Source organism: Enterococcus sp. AN402 (assembly GCF_040719405.1).
Lineage (GTDB): Bacteria > Bacillota > Bacilli > Lactobacillales > Enterococcaceae > Enterococcus > Enterococcus faecalis.
In genome coordinates this window covers 546,127-563,246 of the sequence record NZ_JBFDTM010000004.1, presented here as the reverse complement: position 1 = coordinate 563,246, position 17,120 = coordinate 546,127, and the positions used below count along the sequence as shown (strand labels likewise).

The window sequence follows — 17,120 nt, the reverse complement described above, 5'->3', positions numbered from 1 at the left end:
ACGCTTAGATATCAACGTCCAGATCCTACTTATCCTTATTTTATTCATCGTTCTTAATGGGTAAGCTATTATTTTGCTTCATACCATGTTTTTCCCCAACTGCTATCGGTGATAAGTGGCACATGTAAGGAAACTGCGTGCTCCATCACTTCTTTGACGAGTTGATTTAATTGTTCTAATTCTGATTCTGGTACTTCAAAAACTAATTCATCGTGCACTTGTAATAACATTGTCGCTTGTAATTTTTCTTCTTTTAAACGACGCGCCATTTCAATCATCGCAATTTTTAAAATATCTGCGGCACTTCCCTGAATCGGTGTATTAATCGCTGTACGTTCAGCGAACGAACGTAGATTAAAGTTTCTTGAATTAATATCACTTAAATAACGACGGCGATGATACAATGTTTCCACATAGCCTTTGTCTTTGGCATCGCGGACAATCTCTTCCATGTACTGTTTCACGCCTGGATATTTTTCAAAATAGGTGTCAATATATTGTTGCGCTTGCTTTCTAGTAATGCCTAAGTTTTGGGACAAGCCATAATCACTGATACCATAGACAATTCCAAAATTCACCGCTTTAGCTTGACGACGCATGTTAGGTGTGACATCTTCTGCTTTTTCAACACCGAAAACTCGCATTGCAGTGCTGGCATGGATATCTTGCCCTTCCACAAACGCTTCTTTTAAATGCTCATCATTAGAAATATGCGCGAGCACACGTAACTCAATTTGAGAGTAATCAGAAGAGAAAATCAACCAATTATCCTCTCTTGGTACGAAGGCTTCTCTAATTTTTCGGCCTTCTTCTAAACGGATAGGAATGTTTTGTAAATTAGGATCTACTGAGCTTAATCGTCCTGTTTGTGTCAGTGTTTGTACATACCGAGTATGAATTTTATTATCTGGCTGAATTACTTTTAAGAGTCCTTCAACATAGGTCGATTGAATTTTGGCAATTTGACGATAAGTTAAAATATCGGCCACAATTGGTGCTTGTTCTTTTAGTTGTTCTAAAACATCTACCGCTGTTGAATAGCCAGTTTTCGTCTTTTTGATCACAGGTAAGCCCATTTTTTCAAATAAAATAACGCCTAATTGTTTAGGTGAGTTCAAGTTAAATTCTTCGCCAGCTTCTGCATAGATTTTTTCTTCGATTTCTTTCAGACGTTCTGAAAATTCTACTTGCATTTCTTTTAAGCGCGTGGCATCAACACGGATACCAGTTATTTCCATATCGCCTAAAATACGAGAAAGTGGTAATTCCATTTTATAGAATAAATCAGCTTGATTTTTTTCTGTTAATTCGCTATCTAATTTGCTTGTTAAAAATTGAATTGCTTTAATCTTACGTGCTAAATGACCAAAGAAAACTTCTTCGTCCTCTGGCAAGCCTTTTTTGGCCCCTTTTCCATAAATGGCTTCATCAGATTGAATCGCATCATATCCGTAATGTTGTGCTACACCTTCAATATCCGCGTTATTGTCATTGGTATCAAGTAAATAAGCAGCCAATAAAACATCAAAGGCAATCCCTGTCATTTTTCCTACATAGCGATTTAGTGCAACGTACGTCCGTTTTGCATCGTAGACATTTTTTTTACGTGTCTCATCCATCAACCAGTCGATAAATGGCTGACTTTCAAAAACAGCTAAATTATTCGTGGTATAAATCTTCTTGTTGTTGCCCCAAGCAAGGCCGACAATCGGTGACGTATGATAGTTATCTTCCATCATCTCAACATAAAGAGCCATATCGTCTGTAAACATTTCATTGGTTAACTGATCTTCGACTACTTCAAATAAAATATCTTCCATTTCAACAGGTTCTTCTGTAATGTCCAACTTAGCTAAAAATTGTTTAAAGTCCATTTCTTTATAAAAAGGAACCAATTTTTCTAAGTCTTTCCCTTCATATGCCAAGTCTTCCACATTGACTTCGACTGGTGCATTGACTTCAATTGTCGCTAAACGTTTAGAAAGAAAGGCTTGCTCTTTATCATTAATCAAGTTTTCTTTCATTTTGCTTTTTTTCATTTCATCGATATTCTCATAAACCCCTTCAACTGAGCCATATTGTTTTAACAGCTTAATCGCGGTTTTCTCACCGATTTTCGTTACACCTGGAATGTTATCCGACGTGTCGCCAGCCAACCCTTTCATATCAATAATTTGCTTAGGCGTTAATCCATCATATTTTTCAGCAATATGCTCAGGTGTATATGATTCAATATCGCTAACTCCTTTAACAGTGATATCTACTTTGACAGTGTCCGTCGCTAATTGTGTCAAATCTCGGTCCCCTGATAACACAACAACATCAAATTCATCTTTATCAACTTTGTTGGCTAATGTACCAATAATATCATCTGCTTCATAGTTAGGTAGTTCATAATATTTTACGCCTAAACCTTCTAAAAGTTCACGAATATACGGCATTTGTTCTTTAAATTCCCCCGGTGTTTTTGAACGTCCGGCTTTATATTCTGAATAAAATTCTGTTCTGAATGTGGTTTTCCCTGCATCAAAAGCGACTAAAACATGAGTAGGCATTTCTTTTTGCATTACATTTTCAAACATATTGTTAAACGCATAAATAGCATTTGTATGCAAGCCGTTCTTATTTTTGAATCGTTCTAATGAGTTATGTAGCGCAAAAAATGCACGAAAGGCTACACTGTTTCCATCAACGAGTAATAATTTTTTTTTGGTCATTTTTTTCCCCTCATCTTTAGCAAACTAGTTTCCTTTCTATTTTAACAAAAAACTACAGAATTTGCAGTAGACGGCGATTGCAGAATGAAAGAAAAAGGTATTTGACATAGTTCCTTAGTGACAACTATATCAAATACCAAAATCAATCAGCAATACACGCTGGATCTTCACAAGTATGAGAATCTTTTTACGGCAAAACATTTCCCGCTGCACGATAAATATCGTACCAATCTTCGCGACTAATCACAATGTCTGCTGCTTTAGCAATTTCTTCAATTCTACCAAGATTCATACTTCCTGCGATGACTTGCATATTAGCAGGGTGGCGCAGAATCCAGCTGCTGGCTAAACCAGTTGGCGTTGTTTGATATTTTTCAGCCAATTCGCTTAATTTTTGATTTAACTCAGGGAATTTTTCATTTCCAATAAAGACACCTTCAAAATAACCATATTGGTACGGCGACCATGCTTGAATAGTCATTTGTTTCAACCGTGAATAATCTAAAATACCATGATCATAATCAATGCTTCCTGATATTTCCATATTTGTTTGTAAGCCTTGATCCACCATGCCAGTATGCTTGATGCCAAATTGTAATTGATTGGCTAATAACGGTTGTTTAACAGCTGTTTTTAAAAGTTCAATTTGTCCTGGCGTTTGGTTACTTACACCAAAATAGCGAACTTTTCCTTGTTTTTCTAATAAATGAAAAGCTTCAGCTACTTCTTCTGGTTCCACTAAAGTATCTGGACGATGCAACAATAATGCATCGACTGAATCTACACCTAAACGCTGTAAACTCCCTTCGACCGCTTCTAAAATATGTGCTTTTGAAAAGTCAAAAAAGCCTTGACGAATCCCACATTTCGTTTGTATAAAAATATCTTCACGACGAATGGTACTTTCTTTTAAAGACTTACCAAAAATGGTTTCGCAGTCGCCGCCACCATAAATGTCGGCGTGATCAAAAAATGTAATGCCATGATCATAAGCAGTTTCAATTACCTGTTGAGGATTTTCAGCACTATTTAAGCGCATACATCCTAAGATAACCGAAGAAACTGTTTCGTCACTTGTACCAAATTGCAGTTGTTTCATTTTAATATCCTCCTCATCCATTCCTCTTACTTCTTCATTTTAACACTATTTAGACAAAATTGGACTTCTTACGATAGATTCGCTTCGACTTTTTCAAAAAAAGCAGGAGATAATTCCTCTGGCAAATAAACCACTGTCTTAGAAGAAAGCGCTACGTTCATCTGAAACAAATGATTGACAATTAAGAGGTGTGCTTGGTGAAGTTGATACGTTGGTTTTCCATGAATAATTGTAATATTCTTTTTTTCACTGAAATAGCTTTTTATAGATTGCCCCAACGCTCGTTCCTTTTCTGGAGGAAAGTCCGTCAATAGGCAAATAATATATTTTTTTTCATATAAAATAATTGATAAAAAGTCTGTAGATACTATAGTCTAGCGATATTCAGCATATAGGAAAATGAATTTTACTACTATTTTACTACGTTTCAAGAAAGAGTCTTGATATGCTATTTTTACAACAGAATAAACCTAAAACGGTATTTGCTTATTCCCTAAAGGGATAAACAAATACCGTTTTTCTTTATCTTTTGGCAAATTCTTTATTCACTATCGTGTATAGAATACAAAGGTGGTCTTAATGAATATCAATTAGTCTATTAGACAAAGCAACTGATAGGATTAGCTTACAAATATATAAAGGAGGATTATATTATGGCTCAAGATTTCGGTGACGAAACTGGAGATATGCTTCTAAGAGCACTCAAAAGAGCATTTATAAGTGCTTATAACTATCAAAAGCATTCTTCTAAAGGTAAAGAATTTTATGAAAAGCAAGGTATAAATCAAGGAATGCATCCAAATGATGCTAGGCAATATGCCATAAATCAAATGTCCAGGGAACACAGTCTCATTCCTTTTGGTTCAACTACAGACAGTGCCTATTTTGCAAAAGTATGTCAGGAAAATGGAATCTATATAACACCATTTACAGACAAGCAAGGTAATGGATTTATTCAATTCGCTAAAGAAGACAGGGCAAAAATTGACAACATCATCCCTAGTTTCAGTCAGCTATTGACACATCTTCATGCAAAAGACATTGCAGAAAGTATGACAGTACCCTCTCTTAATCCAGAAGTGGTTAAAGAGCTTACTGAAATTGAAAATCTACCTAGTCTATCACATCTAGGAAAAGAAAAGATTCCAAACCACACTGAAAAACTTGCTAATGAGGTTTCTCTAGCACTAGAACAAGCAACGAACCTAAAAGATTTTAGAGAGATACTCGCTAAAAAAGGAATTGGTATGGCTACTAGTGTGAAAGGTGAAAATTTGTTTTATGAAGCACGACTTTCATCAGATGGTTCACTTCTTCCATATGAGCACGATAAACGAGACTGGGCAGTCACAGCAGATACCCTAAAAAATAAATATGGTGTAAATGCTACACATGATTGGATTGAAAAAAAATTCCAGACAGTCTCTGATGGTTCTTTCGACACACGAGGAGAAACAGCAGATATTACCCAAGGTATAGAATCCCACGACGGTATGGATACCAATACTACTACTTTGCGTGTTGAAAGAGAACAAACAGGAACAGATATTGCACCGTCAATGACTAGAAAGAATACAGAGCATCCTTATACTTTTTCCTCAGAAGTATCTGCCATGCGACAAGCAGGTAGGCAGATTTCTAAAGAACGAGGAATAGATGAAAAAATCACGGATATTTCGGACAAATTAAGCCCTATACGTTAACGATGAGAGGAGGTATTGCGAATGGTGGCACAGAGTAAAAACTATGACATTATTGCGACAATTAGGGAATATGAAGATTCTGTTGCGATGTCTGATGGGGAAAGAAAAACATACCTGGGTGTGGATAAGAAAATTCACCTAAAAGATGGTGATGAAACTGTGATGTCACCTAGCTATGAACATCATGCTCAAAAGTGCTTAGAATACCTTAGATTTGGAAATGAGATCACCTCTGTAATTAAGGGAAACTATAACCGTACAGATGCACTAAAAATATGTGACACACCAGAACTATATGTCAGAGCTGGATTTCAACAATTACCTATGCTTTATACTCAACGTCATGCTCGTGATGCTATATGCGCTAAAACACTAGATAATCCACATAAACATGGCTTATCAATTGAACAGCTAAAAAGAATACCAGAACTACTTGAGAAACCTGTGATGCTGTGCGATAGTCCGGCACGAGAAGACTCTATGCTCTCTGTCCTGTGTGCAGTCGATTCTGACAGATTACCTCTCATCGCCGCAATTCGTCCTGATGGACATGGACATTACAAAATGGAGAATATAGAGACCAATTTTATTTTAGCTGTGTATGGAAGGAATAATTTTCACAAATATTTTGAAAATCTCATCACGCCTGAAAAAGTCATTTACTTTAACAAAGAAAGAAGTCAGGAACTAAATGCACTTGCGAAGCTACAATTGCTTCGGAGTTACATCATAGAACCTGACCTCTTAAATACTATTATACGAAAACCACAGTGTATTGTCAATTTGGATAAAGTGAAAAATACTTCTCCAGTGCTAAAAGATGAGGCTATTTCTATGCGACAAGCCGGTAAGCAGATTTCTAAAGAACGAGGAATATATGAAAAGATTACGGATATCTCGGACAAATTAAGTCCTCTGCGTTAAGGAAGAAAGGTTGAATACGATGGCGAAAAACACTCAAAATACTAACCCTGAAATAAGTAGAAAACTAACAAATTCTACTATTATCACACTGATAGCTTCATGCATAGTTTTTTATGTTGGCAACCGTTATGCTGAGCAACTTTTTTCCTATAAAGGACAAGTATTTGAACATACATCTGATGCTGCTCTCGATATGTTTTCACTGATTAAGACATCTCCTTTCCATTTAGACACTCAAGCACCCTCTATCCTTACAGGGCTGACATTGTGTGTCTTTGTTTGGATTATTTGGATGTATTATATTCAACGATTCGAAACGTTACGTGTAGGAGAAGAAAGTGGCTCTGCTAGATGGGGAACAAAAAAAGAAGGCAGAAAATTTTTAGATAAAACGGATGAAAATAACAATCTTATCTTCACAGAAAATTATGGACTTGCACTTTCTCGTCCCAAGTTTAATCAAGAACTTGATCGTAACTTAAATGTGCTTGTCGTAGGTGGATCAGGTTCAGGTAAAACATTTAATTATGTAACACCAAATATTTGCCAACTCAATAGTTCATATTTTATTACAGACCCTAAAGGAACTCTACTTAAAGATGCAGGATTCCTTTTTACGGATAACAATTATCATGTCAAATCTTTTAACACGATTAATCTTGATGAATCAATGCACTATAATCCGCTCAAGTATGTGAAAACAGATACAGATATTCTTTCCTTTGTGAACTGTTACATTATGAACACGAATGGGGACGGGAAAGCTGGGGATCCGTTTTGGGAAAATGCTGAAAAAATGCTTTATACTGCCCTTATTGCTCTTCTTAGAGACTGGTTTCCCGAAGAAGACTACAATCTTCCGAACCTACTAACTCTTTTAACTCTGGCAGAAGCCAGTGAAAACGATGAAAATTTCCAGTCTCCATTAGACTTAATGTTCTTGCAAATTGAAAAAGGTAAGAGATATATAAATACAGGTGCTAACACTTCAACTTCATTGTCACAAGCTACAAGCGGTTTATCTAGAGATTTTACCTCGAACCAAACACAAAATACATTCTCATGGGAAGACTCCCTTTTTACTAGAAATAGTGACGGCGTTAAGCCGGCCGAACAGGGAGGATTATCCCCTGATGAAGATTTCGCACTTATGAATTATAAGAACTTCAAAGTGGCGGCTGGTAAAACTCTAAAGTCTATCATTATCTCGTGTAATGTACGCCTTGCCCCTATTGCAACCGCAGGAATACGAGAACTTCTCACCAAAGATGAAATGGAATTAGACATCCTTGGAGATAAAGACGCAAAGACCGTCATCTTCGGAATTTTATCAGACACAGATAAAACCTTATCGTTCCTTTTTGCGATTATGATGTGGCAATGTATCAACCAGCTTTGCCGTAAAGCATTGACAGACTACGGTGGCAAACTCCCAACCCCTGTTCATTTCATTTTCGATGAGTTTGCCAATATTGGCACAATTCCACAAATCGAAGAAACCATCGCGGTGACCCGTTCTCGAAACATTGGTATCACAATCATTTTACAATCAATGGCTCAGCTCGAATCCAAATACGACAAGAAAGCAAAAACCATTATCGACTGTTGTGACACGACCTTATTTCTTGGCGGTAAATCCAACTCGACTAATAAAGAGATTTCAGAAATGATTGGAAAGCAAACTATTCGCCAAAAAACTTACGGCTCATCAACAGGGCAATCGTCAAGTTCTTCTAAAAATACACAAATTGGCGGACGTGACCTTATTGATGCGGCAGAGATTGGGAAAATGTCTCGAAAGAAAGCTATTCTTTTGATTGCAGGCACAAATCCACTCATGGACAACAAATACAATCCTAAAATACATCCCCGATATGCTTATATTGTGGATAAACGCAATCCTGACCGTCTTCACGATGAAGCCTTTGATTTCGGACGCTATATGCGTGAAGGAAAGAACTATTTAATTCAGCAATAAACAGATATTATCCGTGTAATATATGGAGCAGAGATTGAAAGGAGGATTTTATGGAAGCACTTGTCCGACTTGCTGTAAAGCCAATCGCTTTTTGCGGTAGTGCTATTATCGTTATCGGGCTGATTTATCTTGGTATGACAATCAAAGATGGTATGCAAGGCGGTGGCGGAGAACTTAGAAAAGCAATCGCAATGATTGTAGCAGGAGGCGTAGTCTTAGGGTTCGCAGTTCTCTATGGATTTACTCATTTTTAAGCTCACACAAAATTTTTGATGAAAGGACAACACACATATGTTAAATAACGTTATTACTTTACTTACAGGTGGAATTACATTTCTTGGCGGCGTTCTCGTCGTCTTTGGACTCATCAATCTTGGTATGACAATCAAAGATGGTATGCAAGGCGGTGGTGGCCAGCTATCTGGTGCAATCGCAATGATTGTTGGCGGTGCTATTGTCATTGGCGCTGCCGTTTACTTCGGTTCGTTAAATACAGGATGGGCAGGAATCTAAAATGAAAGAGGTGATTATTTGTGTTATCTGTAACTGTTCATAAAAATATTGCTGAGTACCAACCAAAAATCATTTGGAAAATGACCATACGAACCGTTATTTCTCTTTCTGGTGCACTTGGTTGTTCAATTTTGACAGGACTCTATATTTATTTTGTCCTTGGCTGGAATGTTGGTGACCACATTGTACTGATTTACGCCGTATCTTTACCTTTTTGGCTTTGTGGTTTTTTTCGCCCAAAGGGAATGCCTTTTGAGAAATTTGCTCCCTTATGGGTCAAAGCAAAATTTATTGATGACCGAATTTTTTATACCCCCTCTTTATATTTATCGAGGCTAAGTAAACAACCAAAGGCAAATCATAGAAAGAAAGGAAATATTTATGAAAAATTCTATCGAAAAGAACGAGCACTTAGAGGAATTGAAGCCTACTCTCCTAGAGCAAAAAGAGTCGTTTCCTAATGAGATAGAAGTCGGGGAAATGGGTAATATTGATGATTTTGTTCATACACATAAAAACTTTGGCAATGATATTGCTCCGTCTTATGAAGACATTGACACACAAGCATTAGGCTCTCTTACACATCAAAAAATTACTGCTGGCAAGAAACTCTCTCGCAAAGAGAAGAAACTTGCTAAAAAGGAATTAAAACAGCAAAAGAAAGAATCGCGTAAAAAGTATAGTTCCGTTAAATCACAGTTAAAAGACCGTGATAAAGAGTTATCGGACAAAACAGCAGATTATCGTAGGAAAAGAGAAAATGCGAAAAATGTTCTTAACTATATTGGATACAACTCCATGTACCAAGACGGTATTTGTGAGGTAGAAGAAGGATTATTTTCTTCTTCTATTGCTTTTGATGATACAAGCTATCATTCTGTACGTGATGCACAACAAAAAGCAATGTTTTCAGGCTTAACTCGTCTTTATGACCAATTCAGTGCAAATACTATTTTACAAATGAGTGTTATCAACACACCTATTCTAAAAGAAGAAATCGGTAACAGAAGTTTTTTTAAGCCCGATGCTCAAGACAATGAGTTTGCTAAAAATGATGCGATTATTTTCAACGAAATTCTTAACGACAAGATAAAAGAAGGAGTTTCTAATATTCGCCGTCACCGATATCTAACCTATTCCATCAATGCAGAAAACGCTGATTCAGCAGCACACCAACTTTCTCGTATTGAAACAGAAACAAGTAGAATTCTTTCTACTATTGGCTCGAAAGCCCATTTAATGAATGGAACAGAACGTTTATCAGTGATTCACTCTCTGTTAAACCCATATAAACCATTCTATTTTGATTATCAAAAAGACATATCCGCTCGTAGTGTACAAACAACAAAAGATTGCATTGCACCTACACAAATTGATTTCAAGCCGGATGGACTTTTTACAGATTGTTTTAAGTTAGATAACGGCGTATATGGTCAAGTGCTTGTGATGAAAAAATTTGGTTCAGAACTTTCTGACCGTGCACTTGCTGATATTGTTGATCTACCAATCCCAATGGCTGTGACATGGTTTGTGCAACCAATGGAAAAATCAAAAGCGATTAACTTTGTGCGTACTAGAAGTGCATGGATTGACAAGGAAATCATTGAAGAACAGCGTTCTGCCGTCAATAAAGGTTATGACTTTTCCATTCTTCCGCAAGAGTTGAAATACTCAAAGGATGAAACAGAAGATGTTCTCGACCATTTACAAAACAAAAATCAAAGACTCTATGTCTTTACAGGACTGATATACACTTATGCAGAATCGAAAGAAGCATTGGATAATCAAGTCATGCGGATTATTTCCACTGCACGACAAAACTCTATTGAAGTAGATACTTATGATTATCGTCAGCGCAGAGGACTCAACTCAATTCTTCCACTTGGACACAACCATGTGGAAATTTCTAGAATGTTTACCACTGCACAAGTCGCTATCCTCGTTCCTTTTGCGACACAAGAATTAGACGATTTTGGTGGCAACTATTACGGTCAAAATAAGCACTCAAAAAATCTCGTTATCTGTGATCGTAAAAAACTCACAAGCCCAATGGGCTTCGTTTGTGGCAAAACTGGTTCTGGTAAGGGAATGTTTATTAAAACAGAAATGACAGGAACAATTTTCTCAAATCCTGGCGATGAAATTTTCATCATTGATCGTGCAGGAGAATACACAGAAATTACTGAAAGATATGGTGGGAATACCTATCATTTTGGAGTCGGTACAAACACATACCTCAACCCGTTTGATACGGTTTCTGTAGAACATTTAGGAAGAAGTGAACAAATCGCCTTTAAGATTGATGCCATGCTAGCACAAGCAGGAGCTTCAGCAGCAGAAGCCGGACAAAATCTTTCGGAAACAGACCAATCTATTATTCAGAGATGTGTCGAATTTGCTTTTGAGCGTGCTATAGAACGAGAGGATAATCTGCCACCAACTTTGCAAGATTTCTATGATATTGCACGACAACAACCAGAACACCAAGCCGCAAATATTGCACTGCGTTATGAGCGTTTTGTGAAAGGATCAATGGATTTCTTTAATCATCAGTCGAATATGGATTTTAATAACCGTATCATTGATTTCAACCTCAAAGACCTCCCAGATTCCATGTTGGTTTTCGCACTTATTAATGTGTGTGAAGCGGTTCGTAATCGTATGTATTACAACGCAAAACGAGGCATACGTACATGGCTGTATGTTGAAGAAATGCAGTCGCTTTTTGCCTATCCGACCGTTCTCAACTATTTTTCACGTTTTTCTAACGAGGGACGTAAATTTGGGTTACTTTTGACGGGTATTACACAGAACGCCGTAGCTATGTTAAATAACAAGGCGGCACAAAATATTGTTCTCAATGCAGATTTTCTTATGCTCCTCAAGCAATCTCCTCTTGACCGTATGAAATGGGTAGAATTGCTCAACCTTTCCGAACAGGAAGAAGAGTGTATTGATGAATCAGCAGAAGCCGGAGATGGACTTTTGATTGCAGGAAACGCTCGTGTACCAATTCGAGGAAAATTCCCGTCAGGAAATGTATTATACGATCTCTTTAGCACAAATCCCAATGAAAAACAAAGGTCTTTCACCTCTCAAAGGTCAGGAAAACATAAATAAATCTTCTAACACATAGTGAAAGGATGGTATCCAAGATAATGAAAACAGATGAGTTTGTTAAAACTGCTCAAGAAAAACATCAAGCAGGAGAAAGTCTTGTCTTAACTGAACAAACGGATGCCATCAATTCAGGAATTGTAGGAGAAACCTCTCCTCATTCCCCAAAAGGCTATTCTCCGTCGGCAAGAAACCCAAAAATACAGTCTTTTGTTGACGGAGAAACTTTTCATGATGAAAAAATAACCCCACAAAGAAATAAGGGGCTTAGAACAGCTATTCAACGAAGTGGTCAAGTAGGAATACACAAAGGTATCAACAAAGCCCTTGAAGATACCGAACTTGAAGGCGTAGATGATACTTATTATAAAGGAAAACGAACCTATCAAACTGCCAAACAAAGCAAAAAGTATATTGGGCGACTAAAAAGAAAAACTCTACTATCTGAAAAAAAAGAAGTAGCCCAAGAAAGTTCTCATGTCGTTCAGACCAGTAAGACGTCGCTTGCTAAAGCTAAATCAAAAGAAAATCTATCTGATAGAAAAAAGTTTACTTTTCAAGCAAAAAACAAGGCGCAGGCACAGGCTAAAGGCTATTTCAAAAAGAATGTCTACCAAACAGTAGCTAAGAAATGTACGACTATCTCTGTTTCAAAGAGCATTGCTTTACCCGCAGGAAAAGCGGTGATAGGAAAACTTATTGCCTTTGCTTCTCCGGTACTGTTCTTTATCTTTCTAGGTCTTCTTTCTTTATTTATTCTTAGCGCTTTATTTGCTGGATCGTCGAACGAAGAAAATCATTCGTTTGGATCACTTTCAGGTGTACAGTTAGAAGTTGCTCAAGTACTGCGCAAGCAAGGACTAGACAATATTCAAATTGCAGCTATTATGGGGAATATTTCAGGAGAATCAGGCTGGAATACTACAGCTGAATATCATGGAGAAGGGAATAACACTAGTTACGAATACGGGTATGGACTTTTCCAATTCACTGATACTATTCCAGGTATTGGTAATTACACTAACTACAAAAACTGGGCACAGGCAAATGGAAAATCCCTTGATAGTGCAACGGCTCAAACAGAATTCTTCATGAAACAACTCCCCTCTTCATGGAGCACGGGACTTCATACAAGTGGTTATTATGCGGCACAGATTCCTCAATATGCAAAAACAGCTGTCTCATATTTTTCATGGCTTCGATCCAGCGATTTAGGGTTTACAACTTATGCTTTTCTAGCTTGTTATGAACGCCCAGCGAATTGGGTAGCGAGTTCGTCCTATGCAAAACGCTATCAAGAAGCACAAAAATTTTATGAACAACTTACCTCAAGTGGTGGAGAAATTGAGGCTTCCACCCAAGTCCAACAAAGTATTGTCTCAGCAGCTCAAAGAACTCCTTCACCAGGCTTGAATTTGTGCGCAATGTGGGTTTCCAGTGTATATCAACATGCAGGATTAGGTTATATCGGTGGAAATGCCAATAATATGTATCGAAACTTTGCTAATAACCATGACCGTTCACAGTTAAAAGTAGGTATGGTTGTTGCGGTAGAATCATCTAGTTCAGGTGGAGTTATGGGAGCAATATATGGTCATGTGGGAGTCTATATCGGAAATGGACAAGTCATGCATAATGTTGGTTCTGTTCAAACAATGAGCCTTGATAAGTGGATTGCTTTTTATGGAAAAACCTCTCCTGTTGGTTGGGGTTTCCCGAAAAATGTTTCAATAAACAAATAATCAAATACGTATCGAAAGGTGTATATCATGAAACAGATAATTGCTTTTATCAAGAAAAATAAAAAAGTCGCGTTGATAGGACTTTTCTTTCTTATTATCTTTATCGGATTTTCTATCACTAACGCTATTAACGTAGCAGATAATCGTGCAAAAACCGACACAAAGACATCTACACAAACAGGGCAAACAAAAGAGCCTGAGATGGAAGATATTTCTTTTACAGATAAGCAAAAAGACATCATCAAAAACTATGATAAAAAAACAAAAGATCTTATCAAAACGCTCGCTGTCTCCCCATGGGTCAGTCAGGGGAATAAAAATGTTATTACTTTTCACAATAACTATTATGAAGAAACCACTAACGGAAACACAACAAAAGTTCCCTTTGCTATCAGTGTTACAGAAACAAGTAGCAACGGAGCTGACACACTCATAGATACCATTGTTTTTGAAACCACAGATAAAGTACATTTAGTCACTTTTTCACAGACAAAAGCCAAGTCTGAGAAAGAAAAAGGTGTCTCAACACTATCTTCTGCTAGTCTTTTTGACCAAGTAAACACGGTATATACTCGTGTAGAAAAACTTACTAATGTAACTATCACGGGATTAAATAAAGAAGCTACAAGTTTTCTGGGAGATACAAAAGAACTAACCACAAAACTTAGTGAATGGTGTGCATCTCACTATCCAACCATGACAACAGCCGTATGGAATAAGAGCATGAATCTTTCTTTTAATGAAAAGACGATGACGGCTACAACCGCTTTTTTCCTTGGCACATCAGTCAATGAAGCTACTAAGTCGCAAGCTCCGCTTGTAACCGTTATTTTTGATAAAAAAACTAAAAATTACACATTCAAAATGTAAATATTAGAGTATGGAAGGAGGCTATGTTTTGAATCTAACCATTGATAAAAAACATATTATGTCCTTAAAAAAAAGGAAAAACTTTAAGAAGAAATTCTTTGTAATTTCTAGTGTCAGTCTATTTTGTTTATTATTACCGATACCAGCTTATGCTTATGAATCTGATACCGGCTTTTGGGATGTCGGTGGCAAAATCAGTGACATGATTTGTGAATGGTTACTTGATTTGTCGCAAACATTGTTTAATGGATATTTCAGTTTCGTATCCGCTTCGACAAGCACTAGTTATATAAGTGGTAAATTTTCGATGCTTTTTGGCTCAGAGACAGTTTACTCTCTTGTTGAAACTGTACATGGTGTTGCAGTTATTCCTTTGGCAGAATCTATTCTTGCCTTGTTTATGCTCGTCCAACTCGTCAAAATCAGCCAACGAATTGATGCCACTGCAACCTTGCCGGCCGTGAAAGATATCGTGTTTCTCGCTATCTCATATGTGATATTTCACTGGCTTATTATCAATTCTCTCGATATTGTAGCTGCTATTTTTGATGAATTTAATAAGATCGTCACCTCTTTTCAACAAGGTGGAGCAAATCCTATTCAAAATCAGGCTTTAGACTGGTCAGACATCAATCTATCAGACGTTACCGTTGGAAACTGCATTGTATTAGTTCTTGCTGCTCTGGTTTCTTACGGGACTGGTTTCATTGCCTATATCGTATCACTTCTCGTAGTAATGGCACGTGTGATCCAACTTTATGTTATGGCAGCATTTGCACCGATACCTCTATCTCTTTTAGGTTTTGATGAGACCCGTCAGTCTGGTATCAACTTCATCAAGAATTTTTGTGCCGCTTGTCTCGCTGGAGCAATCATCATGTTCATATTTATCGCTTATCCGACAATTCTAGCAAGTACTGTTACGCAGGTCGGAAGTAACGACTTATTAAATATGCTGAAAGGTGGAACTAATATAACTCCTATCTTTAGTCTATCTACATGGATTGTAGTGTCCATTCTGCTGATACTTGGATTAATAAAATCAGGAGCTTGGGCAAAAGAGATTCTTGGAAGCTAATCTTTGAATACGATACGTAGAATTATTTTTGTTGATAGACTAATACAGTCGATACTTGACAGTAAGGAGAGTTATTTATTATGTCTTATCTTGATAATTGGGAAGATCTAGCACGAAAACTAGCAAAAGATTTTTCACTTAACATTACTAATATAAGGCAAGGAGAGATTATCCCATCCCATAAAGCGTATGATTGCGTCTTGTCTTATAATGATAAAGAATTTTATCTTACCTTTCAGTCTGATCCAAAATTTAGTGGTGAACCGACTATTGCGGATATTGTTTCAAGCATGGTAGAAGACGCTAGCACTTGGCAAAATTACCGTAATGATATTGATGGATTTGCCGCAAATTTGATGCCTGAAGCTCCTGTTTCAAAGGTGGTATCTGCATTTAATAAGTGTAAAGAATCAGCTGAGTGGCTTGGTGTGGATGATGGTAAACCATTCTATAATGACGAACTTTTCCATCTGCAAGAGATGCTAGATGAACATTTTGATGATATCAAAGAAAAGATTCAGGCTATCTGCAAAGAAAAATCGGATCATGAAGCTTACATGAATCCGCCTGTACCAGAAGGATTCATCCCTATTAAAGAAGTTATAGGCAATTTTGATGTGGGAGACATTGGTGACCAAATCACAGGATACAGTGGAAGCGAAGATGTTTTTGATGCGTTCAGTGAGATTGCTGACGCGAATATAGATATTTATTATTATGATTTGTATAAGTGGTTTCCAGATAATGTTGAATATGTTCAAGAAGCTTCCGATCAGGGGCTTCTTGAAGGTGTTAAAGGTGACATTAGTAAAATGATTCAAATGGGACAATATGTTGCCTATACGGAAGATTTGTATTTACATCAAGACGATATTTGTTCCTATTTCACCGCCAACCAATTGTATGATTCTGGGATTTACATGGTCTCAGAAGATATTGCAGACACTCTATTTGACTGCGGTGAAGACTCGGCTACATTAGACAAAGGTCTCTACACAATTAACACAGAAATTCGTGACACCCTTATTTGCGATTTTGTAGCTATGTATGGTGATGATGAATTAGCCGAAGAAATGGCGGATATGGTGATTGACGAAAAGTTTACGAAAGTCAATCCATGTATTATGCACATCACAGCTGCTCGCGAAGTTGCGGAGAAAGGATATGATGAAGCCTTCCGTAGCGAGTGGAACGACTATCTAAAAAAAGTTGCAGAGTGTCAAAAAAATAGTCCTTTAGAACATACACTATCTAGTGTTGTGAAAGAATTACGAGAATCATCTAAAACACTGAACAACCATAACGATAAAAAGATAATCGAAAAATCTACAGATGAACAAAAACTGTAACTAACTTTACTTAAAGGAAAGGGAAACATA

The 17,120-nt window shown here is 37.1% G+C and carries 13 protein-coding genes and 1 pseudogene; 11 read left to right on the top strand and 3 right to left on the bottom strand.

The window, feature by feature from the left end:
- Positions 1-68 precede the first annotated feature (68 nt).
- The 3 genes and pseudogenes from polA to AB1I62_RS04065 all read right to left on the bottom strand — a co-directional run.
- The gene (gene polA, locus AB1I62_RS04075) at positions 69-2,717 is read right to left on the bottom strand and encodes a DNA polymerase I (RefSeq protein ID WP_048736947.1); all 2,649 of its coding nucleotides are present in this window, start codon (positions 2,715-2,717) and stop codon (positions 69-71) included.
- A gap of 187 nt (positions 2,718-2,904) precedes the next feature.
- Positions 2,905-3,816 carry an aldo/keto reductase family oxidoreductase gene (locus AB1I62_RS04070; RefSeq protein WP_048736949.1) on the bottom strand — a complete coding sequence of 304 codons (912 nt, stop codon included), beginning with the start codon at positions 3,814-3,816 and terminating at the stop codon, positions 2,905-2,907.
- 68 nt (positions 3,817-3,884) lie between these two features.
- Positions 3,885-4,160 (bottom strand): annotated as a pseudogene (locus tag AB1I62_RS04065) (hypothetical protein); the annotation flags it as partial.
- A 309-nt stretch (positions 4,161-4,469) separates the two neighbouring features.
- Here AB1I62_RS04065 and AB1I62_RS04060 point away from each other — a divergent pair.
- From AB1I62_RS04060 to AB1I62_RS04010, 11 genes are all read left to right on the top strand, one after another.
- Entirely contained in the window at positions 4,470-5,519 is a 1,050-nt protein-coding gene (locus AB1I62_RS04060) for a hypothetical protein (RefSeq protein WP_367019120.1), read from the top strand.
- A 21-nt stretch (positions 5,520-5,540) separates the two neighbouring features.
- Complete coding sequence (locus AB1I62_RS04055; protein WP_367019119.1) at positions 5,541-6,443, top strand: hypothetical protein; 903 nt, start codon at positions 5,541-5,543, stop codon at positions 6,441-6,443.
- Positions 6,444-6,462: 19 nt separating this feature from the next.
- Positions 6,463-8,421: a VirD4-like conjugal transfer protein, CD1115 family gene (locus AB1I62_RS04050; RefSeq protein ID WP_367019424.1), complete on the top strand. Its 1,959-nt coding sequence runs from the start codon at positions 6,463-6,465 to the stop codon at positions 8,419-8,421.
- Between the two features lie 50 nt (positions 8,422-8,471).
- Positions 8,472-8,675 (top strand): hypothetical protein, encoded by a 204-nt coding sequence (locus AB1I62_RS04045; RefSeq protein ID WP_367019118.1) that lies wholly within the window; start codon positions 8,472-8,474, stop codon positions 8,673-8,675.
- Between the two features lie 124 nt (positions 8,676-8,799).
- Positions 8,800-8,934, top strand: a complete 135-nt coding sequence (locus tag AB1I62_RS04040) for a hypothetical protein (protein ID WP_367019117.1) — start codon at positions 8,800-8,802, stop codon at positions 8,932-8,934.
- Between the two features lie 20 nt (positions 8,935-8,954).
- Positions 8,955-9,395 carry a PrgI family protein gene (locus AB1I62_RS04035; RefSeq protein ID WP_367019116.1) on the top strand — a complete coding sequence of 147 codons (441 nt, stop codon included), beginning with the start codon at positions 8,955-8,957 and terminating at the stop codon, positions 9,393-9,395.
- Positions 9,316-12,054, top strand: coding sequence for a VirB4-like conjugal transfer ATPase, CD1110 family (locus tag AB1I62_RS04030; RefSeq protein WP_367019115.1), 2,739 nt, complete (start codon positions 9,316-9,318; stop codon positions 12,052-12,054). Before AB1I62_RS04035 ends, AB1I62_RS04030 begins: the two co-directional genes overlap by 80 nt.
- Positions 12,055-12,077: 23 nt before the next feature.
- The gene (locus AB1I62_RS04025; RefSeq protein WP_367019114.1) at positions 12,078-13,793 is read left to right on the top strand and encodes a phage tail tip lysozyme; all 1,716 of its coding nucleotides are present in this window, start codon (positions 12,078-12,080) and stop codon (positions 13,791-13,793) included.
- 27 nt (positions 13,794-13,820) lie between these two features.
- On the top strand, positions 13,821-14,663 hold the full coding sequence (locus AB1I62_RS04020; RefSeq protein WP_367019113.1) for a hypothetical protein: 843 nt from the start codon (positions 13,821-13,823) through the stop codon (positions 14,661-14,663).
- 28 nt (positions 14,664-14,691) lie between these two features.
- Positions 14,692-15,741 carry a VirB6/TrbL-like conjugal transfer protein, CD1112 family gene (locus AB1I62_RS04015; protein WP_367019112.1) on the top strand — a complete coding sequence of 350 codons (1,050 nt, stop codon included), beginning with the start codon at positions 14,692-14,694 and terminating at the stop codon, positions 15,739-15,741.
- Positions 15,742-15,821: 80 nt separating this feature from the next.
- Positions 15,822-17,090, top strand: a complete 1,269-nt coding sequence (locus AB1I62_RS04010; RefSeq protein WP_367019111.1) for a hypothetical protein — start codon at positions 15,822-15,824, stop codon at positions 17,088-17,090.
- Positions 17,091-17,120: the final 30 nt, after the last annotated feature.